General features: G+C 42.5%; 24 protein-coding genes. 21 read left to right on the forward strand and 3 right to left on the reverse strand.

The annotated features are described in order from the left end of the window. Positions 1 to 147: 147 nt before the first annotated feature. The gene (locus RKD52_RS04160; protein ID WP_369734210.1) at positions 148 to 369 is read left to right on the forward strand and encodes a YuzF family protein; all 222 of its coding nucleotides are present in this window, start codon (positions 148 to 150) and stop codon (positions 367 to 369) included. A 72-nt stretch (positions 370 to 441) separates the two neighbouring features. Here RKD52_RS04160 and RKD52_RS04165 read toward each other — a convergent pair whose 3' ends face one another. Then, positions 442 to 996, reverse strand: coding sequence for a TVP38/TMEM64 family protein (locus tag RKD52_RS04165; protein WP_454098782.1), 555 nt, complete (start codon positions 994 to 996; stop codon positions 442 to 444). 598 nt (positions 997 to 1,594) lie between these two features. On the opposite strand from RKD52_RS04165, the gene RKD52_RS04170 reads away from it, so the two are divergent. The 6 genes from RKD52_RS04170 (at position 1,595) to RKD52_RS04195 (ending at position 8,715) form a co-directional block, all read left to right on the forward strand. Next, on the forward strand, positions 1,595 to 2,008 hold the full coding sequence (locus tag RKD52_RS04170) for a MerR family transcriptional regulator (protein ID WP_454098783.1): 414 nt from the start codon (positions 1,595 to 1,597) through the stop codon (positions 2,006 to 2,008). 83 nt (positions 2,009 to 2,091) lie between these two features. Next, on the forward strand, positions 2,092 to 3,429 hold the full coding sequence (locus tag RKD52_RS04175; RefSeq protein WP_454098784.1) for a hemolysin family protein: 1,338 nt from the start codon (positions 2,092 to 2,094) through the stop codon (positions 3,427 to 3,429). A gap of 421 nt (positions 3,430 to 3,850) precedes the next feature. Next, the gene (locus tag RKD52_RS04180; RefSeq protein WP_454101136.1) at positions 3,851 to 4,999 is read left to right on the forward strand and encodes an AI-2E family transporter; all 1,149 of its coding nucleotides are present in this window, start codon (positions 3,851 to 3,853) and stop codon (positions 4,997 to 4,999) included. A gap of 104 nt (positions 5,000 to 5,103) precedes the next feature. Further along, the gene (locus RKD52_RS04185) at positions 5,104 to 5,325 is read left to right on the forward strand and encodes a spore germination protein (protein ID WP_454098785.1); all 222 of its coding nucleotides are present in this window, start codon (positions 5,104 to 5,106) and stop codon (positions 5,323 to 5,325) included. Between the two features lie 88 nt (positions 5,326 to 5,413). Continuing rightward, positions 5,414 to 6,382, forward strand: a complete 969-nt coding sequence (locus RKD52_RS04190; protein WP_454098786.1) for a LacI family DNA-binding transcriptional regulator — start codon at positions 5,414 to 5,416, stop codon at positions 6,380 to 6,382. Between the two features lie 284 nt (positions 6,383 to 6,666). Further along, positions 6,667 to 8,715 carry a molybdopterin-dependent oxidoreductase gene (locus RKD52_RS04195; protein ID WP_454098787.1) on the forward strand — a complete coding sequence of 683 codons (2,049 nt, stop codon included), beginning with the start codon at positions 6,667 to 6,669 and terminating at the stop codon, positions 8,713 to 8,715. A 2-nt stretch (positions 8,716 to 8,717) separates the two neighbouring features. Here the strand turns inward: RKD52_RS04195 and hpaB are convergent, their stop codons facing one another. After that, positions 8,718 to 10,172 (reverse strand): 4-hydroxyphenylacetate 3-monooxygenase, oxygenase component, encoded by a 1,455-nt coding sequence (hpaB, locus tag RKD52_RS04200; RefSeq protein WP_454098788.1) that lies wholly within the window; start codon positions 10,170 to 10,172, stop codon positions 8,718 to 8,720. A 466-nt stretch (positions 10,173 to 10,638) separates the two neighbouring features. Here hpaB and RKD52_RS04205 point away from each other — a divergent pair, with 466 nt between their 5' ends. Continuing rightward, a complete protein-coding gene (locus RKD52_RS04205) occupies positions 10,639 to 11,028 on the forward strand; it encodes a YueI family protein (RefSeq protein WP_454098789.1) in 390 nt (129 codons plus the stop codon). Between the two features lie 463 nt (positions 11,029 to 11,491). After that, on the forward strand, positions 11,492 to 12,742 hold the full coding sequence (locus RKD52_RS04210) for a S8 family peptidase (RefSeq protein WP_454098790.1): 1,251 nt from the start codon (positions 11,492 to 11,494) through the stop codon (positions 12,740 to 12,742). A 198-nt stretch (positions 12,743 to 12,940) separates the two neighbouring features. Here RKD52_RS04210 and RKD52_RS04215 read toward each other — a convergent pair whose 3' ends face one another. Continuing rightward, the gene (locus RKD52_RS04215) at positions 12,941 to 13,081 is read right to left on the reverse strand and encodes a hypothetical protein (protein ID WP_282034695.1); all 141 of its coding nucleotides are present in this window, start codon (positions 13,079 to 13,081) and stop codon (positions 12,941 to 12,943) included. A 136-nt stretch (positions 13,082 to 13,217) separates the two neighbouring features. Between RKD52_RS04215 and RKD52_RS04220 the strand changes: the two genes are divergently transcribed. From RKD52_RS04220 to RKD52_RS04275, 12 genes are all read left to right on the forward strand, one after another. After that, the gene (locus RKD52_RS04220) at positions 13,218 to 14,489 is read left to right on the forward strand and encodes a tetratricopeptide repeat protein (protein ID WP_454098791.1); all 1,272 of its coding nucleotides are present in this window, start codon (positions 13,218 to 13,220) and stop codon (positions 14,487 to 14,489) included. A gap of 100 nt (positions 14,490 to 14,589) precedes the next feature. Then, positions 14,590 to 15,822: an EAL and HDOD domain-containing protein gene (locus RKD52_RS04225; RefSeq protein WP_454098792.1), complete on the forward strand. Its 1,233-nt coding sequence runs from the start codon at positions 14,590 to 14,592 to the stop codon at positions 15,820 to 15,822. A gap of 61 nt (positions 15,823 to 15,883) precedes the next feature. Beyond that, entirely contained in the window at positions 15,884 to 16,786 is a 903-nt protein-coding gene (locus RKD52_RS04230; protein ID WP_454101137.1) for an aldo/keto reductase, read from the forward strand. Between the two features lie 102 nt (positions 16,787 to 16,888). After that, positions 16,889 to 17,500 carry a pyroglutamyl-peptidase I gene (locus RKD52_RS04235; RefSeq protein ID WP_454098793.1) on the forward strand — a complete coding sequence of 204 codons (612 nt, stop codon included), beginning with the start codon at positions 16,889 to 16,891 and terminating at the stop codon, positions 17,498 to 17,500. Between the two features lie 87 nt (positions 17,501 to 17,587). Beyond that, entirely contained in the window at positions 17,588 to 19,561 is a 1,974-nt protein-coding gene (locus RKD52_RS04240) for a methyl-accepting chemotaxis protein (protein WP_454098794.1), read from the forward strand. Between the two features lie 151 nt (positions 19,562 to 19,712). Further along, a complete protein-coding gene (locus RKD52_RS04245; RefSeq protein ID WP_369734196.1) occupies positions 19,713 to 19,940 on the forward strand; it encodes a hypothetical protein in 228 nt (75 codons plus the stop codon). A gap of 227 nt (positions 19,941 to 20,167) precedes the next feature. Then, a complete protein-coding gene (gene degQ, locus RKD52_RS04250; protein ID WP_029284053.1) occupies positions 20,168 to 20,308 on the forward strand; it encodes a degradation enzyme regulation protein DegQ in 141 nt (46 codons plus the stop codon). A 145-nt stretch (positions 20,309 to 20,453) separates the two neighbouring features. Further along, complete coding sequence (locus RKD52_RS04255; RefSeq protein WP_454098795.1) at positions 20,454 to 21,380, forward strand: polyprenyl synthetase family protein; 927 nt, start codon at positions 20,454 to 20,456, stop codon at positions 21,378 to 21,380. 3 nt (positions 21,381 to 21,383) lie between these two features. Then, the gene (gene comX / locus RKD52_RS04260; protein WP_081414235.1) at positions 21,384 to 21,545 is read left to right on the forward strand and encodes a competence pheromone ComX; all 162 of its coding nucleotides are present in this window, start codon (positions 21,384 to 21,386) and stop codon (positions 21,543 to 21,545) included. Positions 21,546 to 22,599: 1,054 nt separating this feature from the next. Continuing rightward, positions 22,600 to 23,871: a sensor histidine kinase gene (locus RKD52_RS04265; protein ID WP_454098796.1), complete on the forward strand. Its 1,272-nt coding sequence runs from the start codon at positions 22,600 to 22,602 to the stop codon at positions 23,869 to 23,871. An 80-nt stretch (positions 23,872 to 23,951) separates the two neighbouring features. After that, entirely contained in the window at positions 23,952 to 24,593 is a 642-nt protein-coding gene (locus RKD52_RS04270) for a response regulator transcription factor (protein ID WP_369734192.1), read from the forward strand. Between the two features lie 92 nt (positions 24,594 to 24,685). Beyond that, entirely contained in the window at positions 24,686 to 25,384 is a 699-nt protein-coding gene (locus tag RKD52_RS04275) for an SIMPL domain-containing protein (RefSeq protein WP_454098797.1), read from the forward strand. The last annotated feature ends 103 nt before the right edge of the window (positions 25,385 to 25,487 follow it).

The raw sequence follows: 25,487 nt of genomic DNA on the forward strand, positions 1-25,487 counted from the left end.
AATATATGGATGCTGTTTTCAAAAAAGAAGAAGGCCATTCAGCCTATTTTGATGCAAGTCCCGATTATTAATTGGGGAAGGTTTTTGTATTAAATGGGTAAATGCCTTCATATAGTGACAATGAACTTCAGAAGAGGATGTGACACGATGCAAAACCAATCACAGGTACCGCAAATGATTACAATAGTGGATCCTTATGTTTTCCAGACTCTCCAAAGCGTGCTCGGAAAAACCCTCGTCATTCAAACGGTCAGAGACAGCATCCGCGGCGTGCTGAAAGATGTAAAGCCGGATCATATCGTGCTTCAGGCCGGAGATTCAACATTCTTTATCCGCACCCAGCAAATCGTCACAATTATGCCGGATTAAGCTTGGGTCCTTTAAGGGCCTTTTTTATTTTTCATAAAAAACAAAAGCTGCAGGAAATTCCCGCAGCTTTACTTAATCGTGCATTCTTTTCTTCATCCAAATTCCAGCAAGGATCAGCAGAGAGCAGATCACAAGAAAGAGCTGCACGCGCCATCCTGCATTCAAAACCTGATGCACTGCGAAGCCCTCTATCAGAATTGCCGGTATTTTCCCAAGAAAGCTGGCTGCCAGAAACGTTCCTGCGCTGACACTGCTGCAGGCAGCTGCGAGTGTGATTGCGCCTGAAGGAACAAAAGGAAAAATCCGCAGGGAAAGGATAACAAAAAAAGCGTCTTTCTCAGTTATGCCGGATAGCTTTTTTAATACGGAGCTGCTGTGAACAGACGTTTTCTTGCTTAAGAAGCGAAAACCTTTCCTGTAGACATAAAAGCTTACCATGACACCAATGACTTCACCCGAGAAGGAAAGTATCAGTCCGTTGATCAGCCCGAAGAAAGAAAGGTTTGCCGCCGTAACAAATACACTTGGCACAAAGGCCAGGAGGCTGATTGCTGTATTGGCAAGAAGGCTGATAAGAAAGGCGAAAGGACCGCTTTCCTCAAGCCAGGCAAGTAAAGTATCTTTCATGATTTCACCGCTGTCTTTTAAGGTTATAAAGAATAAGTGTAATGGAAATGGGCTGGTTTTTAAAGGGATTGCGGGTAATTCGGTTTTATCCAGTTTTTGGTGATTTTTCATCTACCTGTCGGAGCTAAACGGCTGATTCCGCATTTCGTGTTGTCCAGCTCCGCCTCCCAGTCCTTCCGTCAGAACAAAATCCCCGAAAAAGTCAAAACCGGACTTTTCCGGTGATTTCTTTTCTGCCTGTCAGGCCTAAACGGTCGGCTCCGCTTTTCGTGGTGTCCAGCTCCATCGCCTAACTCCTCGGTCAGAACGGATCCGCCGTAAAAAGCAAACCCGGCTTTTTACGGCGGATCCTTTTCTGCCCTTCGGAGCTGACCAAGGCGATTCCGCTTTTCGTGGTGTCCAGCTCCATCGCCTAACTCCTCGGTCAGAACGGATCCGCCGTAAAAAGCAAACCCGGCTTTTTACGGCGGATCCTTTTCTGCCCTTCGGAGCTGACCAAGGCGATTCCGCTTTTCTGATAACCAGAACGTTTGACTGTACACTTAGATTAAAAGTATAATAGATGTAACTATTTAGATTGGGGTGATAAGATGGGGCATTGTATCGAATTGGCGAGGTAGCAAGGCTTGCGAATGTTTCTAAGAGAACGATAGATTACTACACTCAAATTGGACTGCTCCATGCGGACCGTACGTCTGGGTCCAATTATCGCCTCTATTCGGAACAGGCGCTGGATGATATTCACTTCATTGAAGAATGCAAGCTCTTCAATATGTGCCTTCAGGATATTAAAGATAGACTGGAGCTGAAACGAAGCCAGACAAATGAAGAAGATAAGCTTTTGAAACAAGCTGAAATTCTTGCTTCTCATATGAAGCAGCTGGACCATGAAATAAAAGAATTAAAGCCGATATTTGATAAATTAAACGGCGAAAACCAGGAGATGATCGCGAGCCGTATTTCTCCGCAGAGAATGGCACTCATACAGTCTTTAATGGTTTTGCTTCATTAATAGTTAAAGAATTCGGCTGAACATGCATGAACTTACTATTTTAGGAGGTGACTCCTTATTCTCCACCGGGGGGTAAGGGTGTTTTGGACATAGTTAACTTGATATTCGTGGCGATTTTAATTGCTTTAACAGCTTTTTTCGTTGCATCAGAATTTGCGATTGTTAAAATTCGCAGTTCACGATTGGATCAATTGATTGCAGAAGGCAAAAAAGGGGCAGTTGCTGCCAAAAAGGTAACGACTCATCTGGATGAGTACCTTTCAGCCTGTCAGCTTGGTATTACGGTTACAGCTTTAGGACTTGGTTGGCTTGGTGAACCTACGGTAGAACGTCTTTTGAGACCGGTTTTTGATAATTTCAGCATTAACGAATCACTCTCGCACGTTCTAACGTTTGGTATTGCTTTTGCTTCCGTTACGTTTCTTCACGTTGTCATTGGAGAACTTGCTCCTAAAACGGTAGCCATTCAGAAAGCTGAAGCTGTCACATTGCTGTTTGCAGTTCCTTTAATCTGGTTTTACCGTATTATGTTCCCGTTTATCTGGGTATTGAACGGATCGGCTCGTGTCATTACGGGACTTTTTGGATTAAAGCCTGCTTCTGAGCATGAGCTTGCCCATACTGAGGAAGAACTGCGCATCATTCTTTCCGAAAGTTATGAGAGCGGGGAAATCAACCAATCTGAACTGAAGTACATGAATAAAATTTTCGAATTTGACGATCGTGTCGCAAAAGAAATTATGGTGCCGCGTACAGAAATTGTAGCTGCTTCAGTAGAAAAATCGTTCCAAGAAAACCTGGAGACGATGAGTATGGAAAAATACACTCGTTATCCGGTCGTTAACGGAGACAAAGATCACGTCCTTGGCATGATTAACCTTAAGGAGATCTTTACCGATATTTTTTCACTTTCTGAAGAGGAACGGAAGAAAAGCACGATCGAGAAATATATCCGCCCTGTCATTCAGGTCATTGAGTCGATTCCGATTCATGATTTGCTTATAAAGATGCAGAAAGAACGTGTTCATATGGCAATCCTTGTCGATGAATACGGCGGAACGGCAGGTCTTGTAACGGTTGAGGACATCATTGAAGAAATCGTTGGAGAAATCCGTGATGAGTTCGACCAGGATGAAGTCCCTGAAGTGCAGAAAAAAGGCGAGGGACATTACCTTCTTGACGGCAAAGTTCTTATTTATGAAGTTAATAATCTTCTTGGCCTTGAAATTGATGATGCAGATGTTGATACAATCGGCGGCTGGATGCTCACTGAAAATATCGATATTAAACAGGGTGAAAGCATCATACTCGATGGCTATGAATTCTTCACAAAAGAAATGGATGGCCACTTGATCCGTGTCATCGAAATCTTTAAGCTTGAAGAGGCAGAAGAAGAAGAACTGCTTGCAAAAGAGAGCTGATACAGCCATAGAAAATCCGGACTAAGATTCAATTAGTTCGGATTTTTTTCTGTTTAAAAGGGCTTTTTTAGCTGGAACTATCCGTTATCGGTGCCACTTTTGCCTGTGATGAACGTTCATATGTGGCGCCACTCTCCAACTGCTGTCAATTTACCCAATCTTTCATTGACCTTCCGGCTTCTAAATACAGGTTTTGTCCCAGCCAATTTTATTAGAACAGACGACCGGAGAATCTTTTGAGAGGTTACCACTCAACCTCTGTATCATGAGAAAATGATACAAAAAATACATCGAGCAACTTCAAAATTCATCAAACTAATTGTAACTCATAATCTTTATAAATCTTTATTTGACACCCAGTACATCACGTAGTACGTTTGAATCAAATAGGGTCTTTTTATGAGTAAAAGGAGGATGCAAACTGAACAGGTCAAAGGTTCATTTCTGGACCATCGAAATACTATTGCTGCTGCTGATCATTTATGTAAGTACAAAGGTTTCCTTTTTGTTTCAGCCGCTGATTATTTTTGCATCTACACTGTTTTTTCCCATTTTGATTGCGGGCTTTCTCTTTTTTATTTTCAGTCCGGTTGTCAGGCTGCTTGAGAAAAACAAAGTGCCCCGGGGCCTTGCGATTCTGATCCTGTACCTCATGTTTATCGGGCTCATCATGCTGGTCATGTCGACAGCGGGACCGGTTGTATCTCAGCAGATCACAGATTTATTTAAAAATTTCCCCCGGTATATTGTTGAATTCCGGCAGTTTATCATGAATCTGTCTGAATCCAGATGGTTCACCTGGATCATGACTCAGGAGTATGTCTCCATTGAGGAGACGATCTCTAAAGTAGAGAAATGGCTCGGCGATTTAACAACGTCGCTTCCTGAGAGCATTACCTCATCAGTTACAAAGGTGCTGGGGGTTGTCACGAATATCACACTTACTGTGATTACCGTCCCGTTTATTTTGTTTTATATGCTGAAGGACGGGCACAAGTTTCCCGTTACGGCTGTGAAGATCCTTCCGGTTGCCTACAGGCGGGAAGGAATGAAGATTTTCGAAGATCTCTATGACACTCTTGCTGCATACATACAGGGTCAGGTGCTCGTTTCTCTTTTTGTCGGGACAGGCTGTTTTATAGGCTATACGCTGATTGGGCTCGACTATGCACTTATTCTCGGGATTGTTGTAGCAATTGCCAATATTATTCCATATCTCGGACCGTTTATTGGTGCTGCCCCTGCTGTTATCATTGCGCTGCTTGATTCCCCGACAAAAGCGCTGCTTGCCGCGGTTGTTGTAACAGCAGTTCAGCAAATCGATGGAAACATTCTTTCTCCGCTGATCATTGGAAAGAGGCTGAATACACATCCGCTTACGATTATTCTTCTGCTGATCGGTGCAGGAAGCTTTGGCGGCATACTGGGGATGATTCTTGCGGTTCCGACGTATGCTGTTTTGAAAGCCGTGCTGTTAAATGTCATCAGGCTGATAAAGCTTAGAAACCGGTACAAACGGGAAACGGCGAGTACCGTGCCGAAAGACGATGAAACCAGACCTCCGAAATAACGAAAAGCGGAATCGCTCGTTTAGCTCCGGGTGTCAATACAAATTATCCCTGCATACATTGGCATAGGCAGATAAGAGTTATATACAGTAAAGGTGGAGATGTCATGCCGGCATTTGTGGGACCGATTTTAATTCACGATGTAAGAAGCAGCGGGGCTGTCAGTGTGGGAGATGTTTTTGCTTTGTCGCCAAAGCATACGGATAAAGTGTTTTTCGGGGCAGGCGGTTTGAATACCGGAGACTTCAATGTGATAACGAGTGATAAAAATGCAACAAATCTTTTTGATTTTGATTTAATCGATCAGACAAAGGCAATTAACGGATAAGGAAACACCCTCTTTCATGCAGAAAGAGGGTTTTCATAGTTGATGGAATTGGGTATTAATCCGTATGAACAGTGGAAGAGGTGCTTACATGAATCGGTTAAATGAAATTGCAAAGCTTGCCGGTGTTTCAGTGCAGGAAGCAGAAGAAGTGCTGCATGAGTATGAATCAAACGTATCTGAGATCAGCAAAGCGAGAATTATGCAGGCTGCTGAAACTCTTCAGTATAGAGTTCCCAAGCTTTCCTCAAAACCTTCGGAAAAAGAATACTCCATTGCCTTGGCTGTTTTAGATGATTCATCTGATGAACTTGAAAATCCTTTCTTTTCAGCGCTGCGAAAGTATGCGGAAGTTTATTGTCTCAAGCAGGGCATACATATTCGAGAGATTATACGCAGAGAAAATATATCTGACAGTAAAAGAATGGCAGATGTTGATGGGGTTCTTGTGATTGGCAGGGTACAAAATGGCGACAGTGGCGCTATTGAAAATGTGTCCCGCCAGTCAGTTGTTTTAACTGACTGGGATGGAGGGGCTGACGGTGATGTTGTCAGCATTGACCTGCATCAAATGACTGAACTGGTGATTGCCCATCTGAAGGAGATGGGGCATGAAAAAATCGGGTACATTGGTGCACCGAACTGGGGAGAGACCTTAAAAGATGAGCTTATGAAAGCAGGCCTGCTCTCTGAGGAACATTTGTATTTGACAGACCCGCACGGAACAGAAGGGTACCGGATTATGAAAGAGGCATCTCAGAGCGGAAACCTGGCCGACGCCTATATTGTTCAAAGCAGCGTCATGTCGCTTGCAGCCATCACGGCACTGAGAGAAGAGGGAAAAAGGATACCTGATGAAGTGTCGATTGTCAGCTTTTATGATGTGCCTGAAGCTCATTATTTTGCCCCATCCCTGACAACGCTTCACGTTTCTGCTGAGGAAATGGCGAAAGCTGCCTTGTCACTTCTAACGGAAAAAATGACAAATCACAGGGATACTCCGTTAAAAGTGCTTGTTCCGGCAACGATGAAAATGAGAGAATCTACTGCATCAAAATGAAAATCAGGAAGGCTGCGGACGAAATCCCGGCCTTCTTTTTTCTTGATGTTTACGAAATTCTAAAGAATAATAGGCTGTGGATAACATAACAAAGATATCAACAGCAAGCGGAAGCGCCTAGATCCTCTGTCAGAACAAATCCGTCAAAAAAGGCGGGAACCGGACTTTTCCGCCGGATTCTTATCTGCCTATCGGATCTGAGCAAGGCGCTTGCACTTTTGTTCATGGAAATTCAAATCTGTTTTATTCTAAATGCAATCATTTTCCAAAAAAGAGGTGTTCGAATGCATCCCTATCTCGAAAAAAAGGATGGCGTTTTTCCAAGTGTGTGTTCGCTTGACTGCCCTGATCAGTGCGGGCTCCTGGTGCACAAAAAGAACGGTAAAATTACGAAAATTGACGGTGATCCAAATCATCCTGTCACAAAGGGCAGCATCTGCAATAAAGTGAGGCACATGGCTGAACGAATTTATGATGTGAAACGTCTCGAGTATCCCCTTAAACGAACAGGAAAAAAAGGCGAAAAGCAATTTGAGCGCATTTCATGGGAAGAAGCATTGAACACCATTTCATCTAAATGGAAAAGTCTGATCGAAACGGATGGTCCTGAGAGTATTCTCCCATACAGCTTCTACGGCAATATGGGGAATTTAAGCGCTGAGGGGATGGACCGGCGCTTTTTTAACAGGCTTGGGGCGAGCAGGCTTGACCGGACAATCTGCCAGGCGGCGGGTTCTGAAGGGTATAAATACACCATGGGAGGAAGCTTCGGCATTGACCCGGAAGACACGATTCATACGAAGCTGTTTATTTTCTGGGGGATCAATGCGGTGAGCACGAACATGCACCAGATGACCCTGGCTCAGAAAGCCAGGAAACAAGGCGCGAAAATCGTTGTCATCGATGTTCATAAGAACCAGACAGGCAGAATGGCAGACTGGTTTATTCCCATTTTGCCGGGAACGGACAGCGCGCTGGCACTGGGGATGATGCATATTCTCTTTAAAGAGGGGCTGACAGATGAAGATTTTCTGAGAAAATATACGGTCGGCAATGAAGCTCTGCTGGAACATGTTAAACAATACGATCCGCACACGGTTTCTGAACTGACAGGCGTTCCTGCTGAGGACCTCATAAAACTGGCGAGAATGTACGGGGAAGTGTCCCCGTCCTGTATCCGCATCGGAAACGGGCTGCAGCATCACGATAATGGCGGTATGTGTATTCGGACCATCGCCTGTTTGCCGGCGCTGACCGGCCAGTGGATGCACAGGGGCGGAGGCGCCATTAAGGGCAATTCCGGCTTTCTGGCATTTAATACAAATGCCCTCCAAAGACCGGATCTTCTTAAAAATAAACAGACAAGAATCATTAATATGAATCTTATAGGCGAAGAGCTTCTTAGCGCCGATCCGCCCATTCAATCAATGTTTGTCTACGGAAGCAACCCTGCGGTTGTGGCGCCGGAATCGGGAAAAGTGAAAAAGGGACTCATGCGGGAAAACTTGTTTCTTGTCGTCCACGATCTTTTTCTCACAGAGACTGCTGCTTATGCAGACATTGTGCTGCCGGCTTCATCCGCTTTTGAAAATACGGATTTCTATACCTCCTACTGGCATCACTATATTCATTTGCAGGAACCGGTTATTGAGAAATTCGGAGAGTCAAAGTCAAATACGGAAGTGTTCCGTCTTCTTGCAGAAAAAATGGGATTCACTGAACAGGCGTTTAAAGATACAGATGCAGAGATGATCAATCAGGCGCTAAACCATACTCATAACCCCTATTTGGAAAACGTGACATTTGATGAACTGGCTGAAAAGAAATGGATAAAGGCCGGCGTAAAACCTTTATTTCCAGGGAAGCTGAATACGCCAAGCGGGAAAATTGAGCTCTATTCAGACGCAATGGAAAAAGCCGGCTACCCGCCGCTGCCTGTGTATACTCCGCTTGTAAAAGAGAGTGAACTTCCCTTTCTTTTTGTGCCCGGACCGAATCATAATTTTCTGAATTCCACATTCTCCAATAATCAAAAACACGTGTCGCTCGAAAAAACGCCAGTAGTCCATATAAATAAAAAGGATGCAGAAGAGGCGGGGCTTTCTGATGGAGATACGGCCGTTATCTGGAACGGGCGGGGAGAGTGCGAGCTGACAGTTGCTGCCGGAGAGAATGTCCTCCCGGGCGTTTTAGTCACACAAGGGCTGTGGGCAGAGGACCCGGTAAAAAAACAGCTTGTGAATGTCCTGACGCCAGACAGGCTGTCTGATATGGGAAAAGGAGCTGTCTTCTTCTCTGGAAGAGTCGGCATAAAAAAGAAAGAACGTCCTTAGTCTTAAGGGCGTTCTTCCGCTTTTTCCAGAAAGTCTTTTACTCTGTCCATATACTTTTCTCTCGAATAGCTGCTGTAGATATTTTTAGCAAGCCTTATAGGATCTCCGAAAAAATACCGTTCATAATGGGTTTGCCTCGTTCCAAATGAACTCATCGTCAGCTCCCATGCAAGGCGGAACAGCTTTGTTTTCGTTTTTGCATCAACTGCTGCCCCCTGAAGATACTGCTCAATATCCTTTCCGATAGGAGATGCAAAATCTTCTTCTGAAGGCAGCACCATCAGTCCGCCGGCGCCAATCTGCTGAAGGAGGCTGATATAGTGCGGATAGAGCTTTGAGAAAAGAGTAACGGCAGCGTAGAGTGAATGTGAACTTGGCGTCATCGTTCCGAAAGTGTCCACTTTTGCTTCGGCTTCAGAACGGAGAAGAAGTGCCTCCATGCTCTCTAGCCCAAGAATCATTTCAGACATTTTCAGCTGAATATGTTCATAGGCAGTCACTTCAAGAGAATTGATCATCACCTGGGCAAGCCCAATAAGAAACTGCAGCTTCACGATCTGTCTTGTGACGACTTGATGAAGCGCGTGCGGTGCAAAACCGCTCTGAGTGAAAAGTTTAAATGCAATGTCCTGTCTATGATAGAAAAAGACCCGTTCCCACGGCACGAGAACATCCTCAAACACAAGCAGAGTATCCATTTCATCAAACCGGGATGAAAGAGGATAATTAAAGGAGGATTCTCCTGAGTGAAATGGCTCGCGGCAAATAAACTTCAGTCCGGGTGTATTGGCAGGAATACTGAAGGCAAACGCATAATCATCGCTTAAATTGTTTCCGCCTGAAGGGAATATCAGCACCTCATCCGTCATTCCGCCTTCAGTTGCAAGCAGTCTTGCCCCTTTTATGACAAGGCCGTCAGCCGTTTTTTTGACGATTTTAGCTGCAATCGGCTGTCGTGTTTCTTCTGTATAATACAAAGAGCGGTTCACTTGCGGATTAATAAAGCTGTGGGTAAAAGATAAGTCCTGCTCAAGCGCCTTGCGGTACATGTTCCTTAAATTCTCAGCAAACTCCTCATCTTGAGAGCCGGCAATGGAAGCAGCAGCTGAAAGCGACATTAAGGCGGTATTCATATAGTCGGGACTTCTTCCCATCATGCCGCAGGTAGCTTTTGCCCAAGTCTCAATCATCCGCCGTCTTTTTTTTAAGTCTTTAGCCGTTTTCGGCTCCAGGTAGGACATCCCTGCCGGCTCTCCAGTAAACGGAGAAGGAAATGTCATAAAGCCGAGGTTTTCCTTCTGCACCTGTAAATCATATAGAGAAGCCTTTGTCTGCATGGCACCTTTATATACAGGGTGCATAAATAGAGGCTTCTCAATCGGCTGTCCTTTTAGCCATACATTTGGTTTTAATGCCGCCATACGCTGCAAATAATCTTTCCCTGATATCGCAGACATCCTATTCCTCCCAGCGGTTTGAAGTAGTGTGTGTGTTTGTGAAATATATCCGAATAATTGAAACACTGATACAGATACTATATGCCGGCCCCGTGCTGCGGGTGTTTTTGGAAAAGGAAAGAGGCTGGTGCATGATGAAATGAAGAATTTGACCCAGAGGAAACGAAGAAAAAAAGAAGAATAGTATTTGAAAGCGTTTTCTTTGATGCGGGAGTTTTAAAAAGGCAAGAGTAAGGAAAAAATGAATAACAGAATGAATTAGAGGGGGAACTACTCATGCAAGAAGCAGATTTTTTTAAAGGGATGATCTGGGCTGCCGTTTTGAGTATACCGCTGTGGCTGTCTTTCTTCGGATGGATGAAAATTCTTCTGGCCTATTCATGGTAACCGGATCGCATGATTTCACGTTTACACGATACTCTGCTAAAGTAAAATGTATAACCCAGCATAAAAGGAGTCGTTCATCATGTCAGACGAGCAGATTGACCTCTACTTAAAGCAGGGGATCTACGGTACCCCTGAGACGAAACCTGAAGAAAGAAACAAATTTCTGGGCACTCTGAGAGAAAGAATTGAAGTAGCTCTTACGAATGGCCAGGTTAGACAGAAAAAAGTTTACAGCGAAGCCGCAGCCGCCATCAGGCTCGGAAAAGGATATCAGCTGCTTTTAAACGGAACCATTGCTTATTCAGACCTTTCAAAATATATTAAGCTTGCAAATGAAGCAGAACAGCCATTTACCATTGTAAGTGATCAGAAGGATACAAAAATAGGCCTGATTGTTGCTGCTGAACATGCCATCGACAAAGAAGCCATTTTTGTTGAAGACTCTATTTATAAAAAATCTTTTTCATAAAGAATGAAAAGCCGCTGGATGCCGTCTCCAGCGGCTTTTAAAATACCCTATAAAGAATGTAAAAAAGAAACAGCCATATAGGAATAGAAAGAATAATCCCGTAGAAACATCCTTTTGCAAAAGATTGATCATTCCTCATAAATTACTCCTTGATGATGCGTCATATCCCTACTATATCTTTGGAACAGAAAAAAATTCAACAAAAAATGTCTTATTTTGTCGATTAAACTCTTCAATCTCCTTATACGAATAGAGATTCGTAAAACCGGGAAATGAAATTTTACAATATTATAAAAATTAGGAAAAAGATACTCTTTAAAGCTTAAAAGACAGACTATTCTCACAGTTTAAAACTTGTACTTATTAGTAAATTAAGATTATTGTGAAAATTGTTAACGTATTATATATTTAATTTACTTCGAAGTACAAAGTTATAAAAAACTAACATTTTGAGAGGGGAAATATGATGAAGTTTTCAAAAACGCTTGGAGCCGCTGCACTTAGTCTGTCTTTAAGTCTTTCATCCTTTGGAGCTGCTGCTTTTGCCGAGGCTCAGGTTTTGCAGGAGGCGCAGCAGGAGCAATTCCGTGTTGTCATTAAAGGAACAGATGCACAAAAGGTAAAGAAGAATCATAAAGTCCGCAGAGATTTTGGAGCTGCCGGCTATACTGCAACGGTCACTCAGGAGCAGCTTGATAAACTTCAGAAAAACAGCAAGCTGAAGGTTGAAAAGGTGGCAACATTTAAAGTGGCTGCAGGCAAGCCTATTGGAACGATGGCAGTGCCGAGCACACGGACTCCGTGGGGAATTAAGGCCATTTACAACAACAGCTCGCTTACTCAGACTTCAGGCGGTGACGGCATTAAAATTGCTGTTCTGGACACTGGAGTACAGACAAGCCATATTGACCTGTCTCAAAACGCCGAGCAGTGCAAAGATTTCACTGTAGGCACAACGTATACGAACAACTCTTGTACAGACCGTAACGGACATGGAACTCACGTGGCAGGTTCAGCTCTTGCTAACGGCGGTTCAGACGGACAAGGCATTTACGGTGTAGCACCTCAGGCTGAGCTTTGGGCATACAAAGTGCTGACTGACAGCGGATCAGGCTACTCTGATGATATTGCAGCGGCAATCAGACATGCTGCTGATGAAGGAACAAGAACTGGTTCAAAAGTTATTATTTCAATGTCACTTGGTTCAAGCGGAAAAGACAGCCTTATTACAAGTGCAGTTGATTACGCATACAGCAAAGGCGCTTTAGTGATTGCAGCTGCAGGAAACTCAGGTTATGCAAATAACACAATCGGCTATCCGGGTGCTTTGACAAATGCAGTTGCAGTTGCAGCTCTTGAAAATGTACAGCAAAACGGGACATACCGTGTAGCAAACTTCTCATCCCGCGGAAATTCAGCGACAGACGGAGACTATGTGATTCAGGAAAGAGATGTTGAAATCTCTGCCCCTGGTGCTGCTATCGAGTCTACTTGGATTAACGGAGGCTACAACACAATCAGCGGAACTTCTATGGCTACGCCTCACGTTTCAGGTCTTGCAGCGAAAATCTGGTCTTCAAATAAAGGCCAAAGCAATGCACAAGTCCGTGCGGAACTTCAGCGACGTGCAAAACTATATGACATCAAAGGCGGATATGGAGCGGCAACTGGTGACGATCATGCATCAGGCTTCGGATTTGCAAGAGTTCAATAATACTATGAAAAGAGCTTCCGGATGTTAGATCCGTGAAGCTCTTTTTATACAGAAAAAACCGCTGAAACAGGACGCTTGAAGGCCTGTTTTAGCGGTTTTTCAGTTTCTATAAAGCTTTCTTGTTTAAAGAATTTTCCAAAATTGATTGGTTCACGTTCTGAAAAATATGGTTTAATAGATAAATATAAAACAATCTGCTCAGCTGTATTTTTCAGACTTGATGATTCTCGGCCATTCTTCGTCAGCCGTATGGACTTTATCATCTAATGCAGAAAAGCCTGCTGTAAGGATGGCTGCACCAAGTGCGAGATACAATAAATATTTTTTCCCTTTTTTCATGTTACGACCTCCAATGATTTATTTATTTAACATTTTAAAAAAACTAACATTTTGTTATAATTAACTGACAATTCAAATATATACAACTATTCAATTTCTTGTCAAGACATAATCGACTTTTTTCAGGAGGGTAAGAATGAATACCGTTGGCTTAAAACTCAGGCATTTGAGAAAAAAACAAAAACTGACCCAAAGTGAGCTTGCAGCAGGCATTGTGAACAGAAGCTATATCAGCCAGCTTGAAAAAGGCATGGTGCAGCCATCGTATAAGCTGCTTTTAAAGTTCAGTGAACGGCTGCAGTGTGACATTCATGATTTCTTTGAAGAGGAAAATAAAGCACTTCTTTCATTTGATATTAAAAAGGCGCTGTCAAATCTGGAATTTGCTGTTATAAACGATGATTTTGCGGATGCCGAGGAACATTTGAATGATATCGAAAAAAATCTTTCTGCCCTAAATCAGAGGGACCTTGCTCTTTATTATTTCTGTCAGGGGCGTATCCTGCAGAGTGTCAGACAGGACAATGATGGAGCAGTCACTGCTTTTGAAAAAAGCTATGAACTGTACTGTAATCTGCCGTATTGCGAAGAACGGCTGAGAACAAGCAATGAGCTCTCCTCTCTGCTGATTAATGAAGACCGATTTTCCCAAGCATTTACATATTTGAATGAAGCGTATGATGATTCCATTGCATTCAAAGCATCGGGAGTAGAAAAAATATCCCTGCTGAACAACCTTGGACTTGCCCATGCTAAAAAGGGGGAGTATTACTCCGCCATCCGCTTTATTAAGCAGGCTCTTTCAATCAGCAGCAAAACAGCCATATATTATCAGACAGGCATCGTCTATATGGTTCTTGGCTTATGCTACAGAAGGATGAGCCAGTATGAAGATGCGAAAGGGGCCTATTCAAAGGCACTTTTGTTTTTTGAGGGAACAGACGATCAGCTGAATCTGGCAGGAACTTATACAAATCTGGGTATATTAAGCAGATACACAGCAGATGCGGAAAGTGCCGTCTCGTATTTAAAATCAGCTCATGACCTTTACAATCAGCTTGAAGACAGCAAAGGGATCTTAAATACATTATTTGAACTTGCTGTTACGTATCAGGAGTCCGGGAAAGAGGAGCACGTTCTAAGCCTGTACAAATCATTTAAAGAAGCCTATTCAGAGCCTTTTACCGATTATAAATTTAAATTTCTTCATCTTCTTGGAGATATGCATCAAACACGCGGGGAACTGACGGATGCTTTAAAATGCTATCATGAGATCCTTGATGAATCGGGAGCTGTAAAAGACCGCTATGTCATAAAGGATGCACTGAAAAAAGTGGCTGCGATTGCCTGCGGCAGGCGCGACGAAAAAATGCTGTTTTACGTCACGGAAAAATACTTGGCACTTTAAAAATCAATCTACATAATTCGACAGCCCTGAATGCTGCTTTTGTGTACAATTGATATAGGTCAATTGTACTGATTGGTAAAAGGGCAAAGGGGTTGAACATATGAAGGTATTCGTGGCCAGGCAGCCGATTTTTGACAGGAACGGTCAAAATATTGCCTACGAATTACTTTACCGCAATGGAGATAAAAGTAACGCATTCCCTAATATAGACGGGGACGAAGCAACGACAGACGTGATTGTGAACAGTTTTATTAATATTGGTCTTGAGGAACTGTCACAGGGGAAAAAATGTTTTATTAACTTTACAGAGAGCCTGCTTAAAATGAAGCTCCCAAGCTACTTCAATCCTAGTTCGATTGTAGTGGAGATCCTGGAAGATGTTCCTGTGACAGAAGAACTTGTCAGCATCTGCAGAGACTTGAAGAAGCAGGGGTATACAATCGCCCTGGATGATTTTAATGTTGTGCAGAATAACCTTCTGCTGAACAGACTGCTTGCGTATATCGACATCATTAAAGTTGACCTGCTGCAGACAAGTTTGGAAGCCAGGAAAGAAATTATAGAGAGATACAAGCCATTCGGCGTTTCATTTCTGGCTGAAAAAGTGGAAACACATGATGAATATGACCAGGCTGTCCGCGACGGCTATGACTATTTCCAAGGGTACTTCTTCAGCAAGCCTGTTGTTTTGTCAAGCTATGATATACCGATTTATATTCAGGCCTATCTGCAGATTCTTCATGAGCTGTCAAAAACAGAGCCTGACATCGACACCATAACAGAACAAATTGAGCAGGATCTGTCTTTGTCATACAAACTGCTTAAACTCATTAACTCTCCTGCATTCAGGCCAAGAAACAAAATAAAGTCCATAAAGCAGGCGATCGTTCTACTCGGGCTGAATGAAATAAAAAAATGGATTTACATACTATCCATCAAAAATCTTAAAGGAAGTCAAGATCCCATTCAGGAAGAGGTTATCCGCCTTTCTCTGCAGAGAGCAAAATTATGCGAAAAGCTTTCTGTTAAAATGGGCAAATCAGAACCATCTCTTTATATGCTGACAGGCATGTTTTCGCTTGTTGATGCACTCTTGCACCGCAGTCTTGATAAAGTTCTTGATGAACTCCCTTTATCTGACGACATACGTGATGCCATTCGGGGAAAACAGAATGAAATCCGGATTGTTTTGGATGCGGCTGTTAAAATCGAAACATTCAATTGGGAGGACCTGCCGCTGTCTCTTGATGAAATTGATGAATGCTACAGAGAAGCAATTGCCTGGTCAGCCCACCTGCTGGATGCAGACAGGGAAACGGCGAAAAGCGGCTGAGTGCCAATCGCTTTAAATTTATGCGAATGAAAGATACAATACGATAGAAAGGAGAATGATGATGCAGCGTATACAACTGACAGAAAACTTATCATTTTCAAGAATTATTCATGGACTTTGGAGACTCTCTGACTGGAACATGTCAAATGAGGAAGTGCTTCAGCTGATCGAAGATTGCCTTGCAGCAGGAATTACAACATTCGACCATGCTGATATTTATGGGAATTACACATGTGAAAAGCTCTTTGGCGACGCGCTCGCTCTTAAACCGGAGCTGCGGGAAAAAATGGAGATTGTCACGAAGTGCGGAATTAAACTTGTCTCTGACAACCGCCCGGATCATGGGATTAAATCATACGACACAAGTAAAGAGCATATCCTTGCATCAGTGGACAAATCCCTGGAAAACTTCCGGACAGACTACATAGATGTTCTGCTGATTCACCGCCCTGATCCATATATGAACCCTGCTGAAGTGGCAGAAGCGTTTAAACAATTGAAAGAAGAAGGCAAAGTCCGTCATTTTGGCGTGTCTAATTTTAAGCGCTCTCAGCTGAAGATGCTTCAGTCTTATCTCGATTTTCCTCTTGTGACAAACCAGATCGAGCTTTCGGCTTATCAGCTTGAAAACTTCGAAGACGGCACTCTCGATCTTTGCCAGGAAGAGAGAATGGCGCCAATGGCGTGGTCGCCTCTTGCAGGGGGCAGCATTTTCTCTGCAGAAAATGAAAGAGCTGAAAACCTCCGCAGCACCCTTGAACGGATTGCCGGAGAAATTGGTGCAGACGGAATCGATGAAGTCCTTTATGCGTGGCTGGTCAGCCACCCTGCAGGAATTATGCCGATTGTCGGCTCCGGTAAAATGAACAGAATTCAATCCGCGATCCGCGCTCTTGATCTCAAATTGACGCGCGAGCAATGGTTTGACATTCTTCAGGTTTCGATGGGACATGAAGTAGCGTAATCTAATAGAAAACAAAACCTCTGCCTGAAAGGCGGGGGTTTTTTCATATGGAAATATCTCCTTTTGTGACGGAATTTTCTGATATAATACGCAGGTAAGGAGATGATCAAGTTGAAAAAACTATTGCTGACAGGATTTGAACCATTCTTGGATTATTCGCTTAATCCGACAGCTGAAATTGCAAAGCAGCTTGACGGCGAGATTATAGGCAGCTGGAAAGTTGCAGGGACTGTTCTGCCTGTAGCATTTTCAAACACGTGGGAACAATGCCTCCTGCAGATCGAAAAGGAAAAGCCGGATGCTGTCATGCTGCTCGGTTTAGCTGCCGGAAGAGATAAAATCACACCTGAAAGAGTGGCCATCAACTGTGCGGATGGAGATAAAGACAACGACGGAATTGTAAAGCAGGACGAACAGATAGAGAAGGAGGGCCCTGCTGCTTACTTCAGCACACTCCCAATCAGAAAATTTGTGAATGCACTTGAAAAAGACGGCATACCTGCCGGGATATCCAACACAGCAGGAACATATCTTTGCAACTACCTTATGTACCGTGTGTGCCGCCACTTTGAACTGGCAGAGCAAAAGGTTCCGGCAGGATTTATACATATTCCTGCATCAGAAGAGCTTGCCTCGGAACTTGGCAATGTTCCGGGGATGCCTCAGGAGCAATTGGCAGATGCGGTCAGAAAAATGATTGGCTGTTTGGACTGAGCGACTTTTTTTTACTTGAAAACCCTCACTTGAATGCAGCAATAGCCGATATTACCCATGATAGACAGAGTCTGGGGGAATAACATTATGTTCAAAAAACTTCAAGTGAGAATTACCTTTTTTATTGCTGCTATTCTGCTGGCAGCCCTTTCATCCGTTCAAGTATTTTCCTACTTTTATCTTCAGGAAAAAATAGGAGAAGATGCGAAAAGAAACGGTGAAGGCATTATTCAGCAGCTGAAAAGCAATATAGAATTAAGTTTAAGAGATTACGAAAAAAATCTCATTCGTTTTGGAGAAAATAATCAGATTGCAGGTTTAGTATCCGCCGGAGAAAACAAAGCAAACATTGATGAAGAGTTCCAAACGTTTCTTGAAACCAACAAAAGAGTTCATTTAATTTACGCCGGCAGTGAAGACAAGTCTCTTTATATTCAGCCAAAAACAGACCTTCCTGATGGATTTGATCCTACTGAAAGGCCGTGGTATAAGGCTGCTAAAGCAAATCCCGACAAGGTGATTTGGACGGAGCCTTATGAGGATGCAACAAACGGAACCTATACCGTAACAGGTGCCAAGGCAGTTCTACAGAACGGCAAGATTACAGGTGTTGTTGCATTTGACTTATCTTTGGAAGCAATTAATGACATTGTCGGGGCAGTAGATGTCGGTTTTGGCGGTTATTCCTTTTTGCTTGATCAAAAAGGTATGGCTCTGTCTCATCCTACTGAACAGGGAAAAGATCTGTCAAAGCTTGATTTTATGAAAGACGTATTAGAAAAAGAGAGAGGACTTGTTGACTATACCTTTGAGTCTGACAAACGGATACTGTACTTTGAAACCATACCTGCACTGAATTGGAAGATAGGGGCAGTCTACAAACTCGATGACCTGATGGAAACAGCAGATGCGGTTTCTCTTACAAGTACAATCATAACTGCAGGGGCCCTGCTTGCTGCAGTTGTTTGCGGGTTTTTTGTATCCAGATCAATTGCCCGTCCGATAAAGATGATTGGACAAAGTGCTGAAGCAGTGGCAGGCGGGGATTTGACGAAAGAAGTTTCCATATCAGGCAAAGATGAGGTTGCTGTACTTGCAGAACACTTTAACCGAATGATCAGCCATATGCGCAGAATGATTGGCGAAGTATCAAATTCTGCTTCAGCTATGACCGCATCAGCCGAGAATTTAAGCGCAGTATCACAAGAGACGATGGCTGCAAGTGAACAAGTAGCCGGTGCTATAGAGGATGTTGCAAGAGGTGCATCTGCACAGACAGCAGATGCTGAAAAGATGAATGAACGCATGAGTGATCTTGCCGAGAAAATAAACCTGGTCAATGAAACAGTGACCATTATTCAGTCTCTGAATTCCAAATCGGAAGAAGCGAGTTTTGCAGGTATTGAAAAACTGAACGTCCTGCAATTAAAATCAGCAGAGTCGACCGCAGAGCTTTCCGCTGTAGAAGAAGTGCTTTCAGATCTGACTGAGAAAGTAAAACAGATTGAAGAAGTGGTTACGGTCATATCTGCTATTTCAGACCAGACCAATCTGCTTGCTTTAAACGCAAGCATAGAAGCCGCAAGAGCGGGAGAGAGCGGCAGGGGATTTGCGGTTGTCGCTGAAGAAGTAAGAAAGCTTGCAGAACAGTCAGCTGCTGCAACTGACAAAATCTCCATTACAATTGCTGGCATTCAAAATGAGTCTAAGCGAGCGGTAGATGCCATGGGCAGAACGAAAGAAATGAATCTGGAACAGCAGCAAGCGGTTCATCAATCGGGAGAGGCTTTTCAGAATATCGTTGTTTTGATGAGTGAGTTATCACAGTCCATTTCGGCTGTCGCCGGAGAAATGGAAAGCATGACTATACAGAAAAACCAAGCCGCAGCTGCTATTGAGAGTATTGCTGCCGTTACAGAAGAATCTGCGGCCGCATCAGAAGAGGTCAGTGCTTCTACAGATGAACAGTTAAGAGCGATTTCAACAGTGGCGAGTTCAGCTGAAGAATTGAGTGAAGCGGCAAATCATCTGCAGGAGCTTGTGAAAAAATTCAAAATCTGATTTGCGGACAGCAGCGTTTATATCACATTCCTTGGGATAAGTGCTGCAGAGAAATATGAACCGACTTTTTAAATGGAAAATGAAGGATTTACCAAGTAAATGTCGAAATAAGGTAATGTTCATTTTATTTTAAAGGAGGTTCTGCTCTCTCATGCGTGTGCAGCCATCCGTATATGTGCTGGATGATAAAACGGTTGCGGTGTTTTCGGTGGTTATCGGTGACAGTAAGGTTAAAATGGAGTGTTTGCTCTCAGAACAGGGAATTCTTGATTACACCTTGGAATTTAGCGGACCAATCGAAAAGAGAGAAGAACTGACAAAAATGGCCCTTCGGGAAGCAGAGTCCTATCATCTGCAGTCAATAAATACTGTAAAATAAATCACCCCATTCATATGGGGCTTTTTTCTGCCCTTTTTTACGAATTAGATTGGACCATGAACAAAAAAGACTACCAAAGCAAGTTGCGGTATCACGCACTGATTCTTTCGCATTATTTTCGGTGAAAATCCTTTTCACATCCTTTAAAATTTAAAGTAAGGAAAGATCAAAACACGTGTTTCGTTCACCATGCAGAATTTGATCTTTTACAGAGGAGTGTGGAAACGATGAAAAAGCACAACATTGAAGAGATTACTCAATTATTGAAACGTCTTGAAAAAGAAATTCAAGAAACGAAGCAGTCGCTGAGAATGATCAATAAAAGCATTGATAAGTATGATAAATACTCCTTTATAAACGTGTCATAAGACTTGGCTGAATGCAGCCGGGTCTTTTTTTTACCCATTAAATGGAATTTAATGTTAAATGTTTTATATTTATGTAAAAAGATTGTTTTTAAGCTACTCAATTTGTCGCGAATATTGTAATATAATTTCGAAGGGGTGATTACATTTGGACTATAAATCTCTGATTCACCGTTTAAACACTGCAGTAACATCTCATATTGAGAACAAAACTTTGCTGCACCTTCTCCTTTCGTTCATAGAAGCGAAAAAGACCTTCCCTTTTGCCCAATTGACAAACCTGCACTATACAGCTTTTGGAGGGAAAGAGGACGAAATTGTTCAGCTGTCGGGTGCAGTTGAGCTTTTAGCTCTTTCATTTGACATTCTGGATGATCTCGAAGACCTAGACAATTTTGAAGAACCATGGATGAAGATTGATTCTTCGGTTGCGCTTAACGCTGCCACCGCCCTCTATACGGTAAGTCTGAAAATGGCTGATGAACTAAAAAGCCCTTATAAAGGAACGATCATCAGCGCGTTTCACCGATTAGCCCTTCAGGCAATGGAAGGACAGCACGCTGATTTGGAGAATACGATTGAAACCGAAGAAGAATGCACCTCCATGATCGAGAAAAAGTCGGGTTCCCTCGTTGCTCTCGCATCTGTAAGCGGAGCTATGCTCGCAACTGGAGAAGAGCAGGCAATTGTCGAAAAATATTCCTATCAAATAGGACTGGCTGCCCAAATTGAGAACGATTACCGTGACTTATTTCATCTGCACAAAAATGATTTGTCATCAAAGAAAAAATCTTTGGCTCTCCTTTACATAAACAGGGAGTTTAATGAGCATTCAAAAGAACTGAGCCGTTTTATCGCAGAAGGCAAGTCATATGAGGAGCAATACGGGGATGCAGCAGCATTCAAATCGAAATTGTTTCAATCCGGCGTCGTCCACTACCTCAATGTCATCAAACAAATTGCTCTTCAAAAAGCTTCAACTTTACTTGCCGAACTGCCCTTGCCGCAGCATCAAATTGAGCTTCTTAAGTCTCATTTGATCATAAATCAATCAGAAAATAAAAGGAGAGATTAATTTATGCAGGAAATCGTCAATTTTTTAGTGGAAAACCCTGAAATCGTTGAAAAAGTAGTAAACGGAGAAGCAAGCTTACTGGGTGTGAAAAATGTAGATGAAGTGTTAGGATTAGTTGAGGGGCTTTTAGGAACTGACAGAATTACTAACATGTACTGGTGGTAAAAAGCTCTATTTCAATAAATAGGTGAAAAAGATGAAATTGAATTTAAACCGAGCATACTTGCTTATTGTAATCTTTAGCTTTATTCTCACAATTTATTTTGCATATATTAATGTCAAATTCCCATATACAGGGGCTACTGTCAGGGATATTGAAAAGCAGCTCGTAGTAACAGCTGTAGAACCAAATACTTGGTCTAGTCAATCACATTTAATTCCTGGAGATATTGTAACTGAAGTGAATGGTTATGACGCTCTTGATCACTTCCCTGCAACCAATTATGGTGTGCTCGAACAAGTAGATGAGATTACTATCGACCGTAATGGGAGCGAAATTTCATTTAAGGTATCGGATACTATCATTAATAATCAGAGTCTTTTTATGCTTATTATTCCTCTAACCTTATATGTACTTTGCCTTTTCTGCAGCTATTTTGTTTTCAAAAGTAATAAAGACTTAAATTTAAAATCTGCCTATTTATTGAATTTGTTTTTGCTGACTATTGCTATGGCTTACTTTAGTGCAAGTGGTTCATCAAGGGGAGATTTATTAAGCAGGTATATAAATCTTTCCCTTTTTCTTTTGGTACCGGTGTTATACCTGAATTTTATCTATAAATATTTTCAAGAGCTTGGTAAAAAACTTTTTTCAAGAAATTTTATTATAGCAGGCTACATTGCCGTGTTTGTAAATATATTAATGGAATATATTTTAGACACGCTGCTTTTTGCTTATAACATAACTAAAAGTTTAAACCTTATTACATTCTTTGTCCTAATTATTCTTACCTTTGTTTTGAAACTTTACGGATTAAGACAAGTACGTTATTCAGATCAAAAATATTTAGTGAAAGTATTAATTATAACAAATGTTATAGCTTTTTCACCTTTTGTATTTTTATATATACTTCCTTATATTTTTTTAAATAAATATATATTTCCTCCAACCATCCTTTCTTCTTTCTTATTATTAGTACCATTCTCGTTAGTTTATCAATTTATGGCTACTAAAATTTATGATATTGAGTTTATTTTGGGAAGGGTTAGATATTATTCTTTGTTAGCAGTCCTGCCGACAATTGTATTAGTAGCAATTACGACTATAATTAAAGAAAACAACCCTACCTTCTATCCTGTTAAACTTTCAATCTTCATATATATAACGATGCTTGTTGTCTTCTACATCAAAGAAATTCTCGATTTCCGCTTCCGGTTTAAGCGTTTTTCGGAGAAGTACAACTATCAGGACAGTATCTTTAAATATACGCAGAGCATCCGTAAAGCGAGCAAGCTGGATCAGGTCATCAGCGAGCTGAAAGAGGTTATTACAGATGTCCTTCTTGTCAGCAGGGCAAGCTATGTGGAAGTAAATAAAGATGGGGATATTGTTTCGGTTGATATTCAGATGAAAGGGTCTGATTATCTCCTGTATGAAAAAGAGATAAGGAAAGCATCTCATGAGATCGGGAAAATCGTTGAAGTGGACAGGGGTTTTGTGATTAATGTGGGGGAGACAGACGAGCGCAGTTTTGTGATGGTCTGCCTGTCCATGCTCAATACGCCAAAGCTCAACAGGGATGAAATTTCATGGCTGAAGACACTTTCTTTCTATACGAATATATCTCTTGAAAACTTCCTTAAGATTGAAGAACTGATGAGCCATCTCCAGAAGATTAAAAGTGAAGGCAGCAATCCGGCCTGGCTGACAAAGGTGCTCTTTTCCATCGAGGAAAAGCAGCGCTCTAATCTCGCTAAGGATCTGCATGATTCTGTTCTTCAGGATTTGATTTCACTGAAGCGCCAGTGTGAGCTGGCTCTGGCTGAGCTCGAAGCCGCCCCGACTGTTTTTACTGACCAGCTTCAGGATATGAACAGTTCGATGACGAATATCATTAAAACAACCCGTGAAACCTGCCAGGAGCTCCGGCCGCAGCTGCTGTATGATCTGGGCCTCGTTAAGGCGCTTCAGAAGCTTGCTGCCCAGTACAATGAAACGGCTCCGTTTGATGTCAGGCTCAATGCAGGCAACTTCACAAAATCGATTGATATTGATACCCAGCTGAACTTGTACCGCATTGTCCAGGAGCTTCTTACCAATGCCGGCAAGCATTCTAATGCCATGCATGTGCTGATTATGCTTGTCTGCATCAAGGATAAAATTGTTCTGCATTATGAGGATGATGGAATTGGCTTTGATCAGAACGAATTGTACACCAATCATCAGAGTATGGGGCTCTCTGGAATTGCTGAACGGGTTAAAGCGCTGAATGGAACCCACTCTATTGAGACGTCTAAGGGCAATGGGTTTAAAGTTGTCGTAGAGATTTAAGTTGCATCTTTAGACTTGGCACATGCCAGGTCTTTTTTATAGAATAGTAAGCAGAGGCAGTGGACAGAGAGGTTGATACGATGTTGCATATTTTAGTTGTGGACGATCATCCGGCAGTGCGTGAAGGAACAAAGGCCATACTTGAAACCGATTCAGAAGTGAAGGTTTCGTACCTGAATCCCCCTTATTCCAAAGATGTGATTCAGCACCTGAATTTTCAGGAGTATGATGTAATTCTTATGGATATGAATCTGGGAGATATAAACGGCATGGAGCTTTCCACTGAGATTATTAAACACTCAGAGGATTGCAAAATTATTTTATATACAGGCTATGATGTAGAGGATTATTTTGAAGAAGCCATCCGGCTTGGAATTCACGGGGCAATCAGCAAAACAGAAACGAAAGAGAAAATTCTTTCTTCCATCCGGCATGCCCTTTCAGGGGATATTGTTGTCCCGTATTCCTATTTGAAATCCCTCATTCTTCAGCAAAAAAATAAAAGCAGTTCGTCTCATTCAGAGACTGAGACGCTGAATGAAAGGGAAAAAGCCATTCTCCAGGAGGTTGAACGCGGTTTAACGAACCAGGAAATTGCCGATAAGCTGCACTTGAGCAAGCGCTCAATCGAATATAGTCTCACCTCCATTTTTAATAAATTAAATGTCGGGTCAAGAACAGAAGCCGTTCTGATTTCCAAATCCGAAGGCATTATTGATTAGTGTGCAGATTGAATCTGCACACTTTTTGCTTATCTCGTTTTTTCTCAGCATATAGTTTAACAGAATAAGAGCATGCTGAGAGGAGAATCAATATGTATCCAATGTACGGACAGCCTTACAATCCTGCATATCGTCATGCCTTAAAGGCGGGTGAAAGAAAAGCAAAAGGCGGAAACACCCTGTCTGTAAGAGGGATGGGGAAGGTGGAAGCGGCGCCTGATACAGCAGTGCTGCAGCTTGCCGTTGTAACAATGGATAAGGATGTAACGGCCGCACAAGAAGAAAACAAACGGCGGTTCAATCAGCTTATCAGGGCACTTGCGGCTATGGGAATTGATGAAAAACAAATTGAAACGATTTCCTATACCGTGTTCCCGCAATACGACTACACTGCAGGATCTGAGCCCGTCCTGAAGGGCTATGAAGCGGTTAACACACTCTCTGTCAGAACAAGGGACTTAGACACAATCGGCAGCATTTATGATGCAGCCTTCGCAAATGGAGCCAACCGGTCTGATTCGCTGCAGTTTTTTCTTTCTGATCAGCAGAAATGGATCAATCAGGCTCTTGATCTTGCAGCAAAGCAGGCTTTAGAAAAGGCAGAAGCTATCGCACTGTCGTATCGGCTGAATTTAAACCGCACACCTGTAAAAATAACAGAAGAATCAAGAGGGTTTTCGCCTCTTTCCAAAGAATTAAGTCTGGGAGTGCAATCTGCCGGGCAGACACCCATTTTTGCCAGACAAATTGAGGTAACTGCAGAACTCGAGGTTGTTTTCTCCTATCAGTAGCAAGTTTACAAACTTTATACTTTTTCTCAATATTTCCATCACATCCATCCGCTATGATTGACCTTAATTACGAATACGAGCGACAGTAAGCGCTTTCAATTAG

It is taken from the genome of Metabacillus sp. SLBN-84, assembly GCF_053629595.1.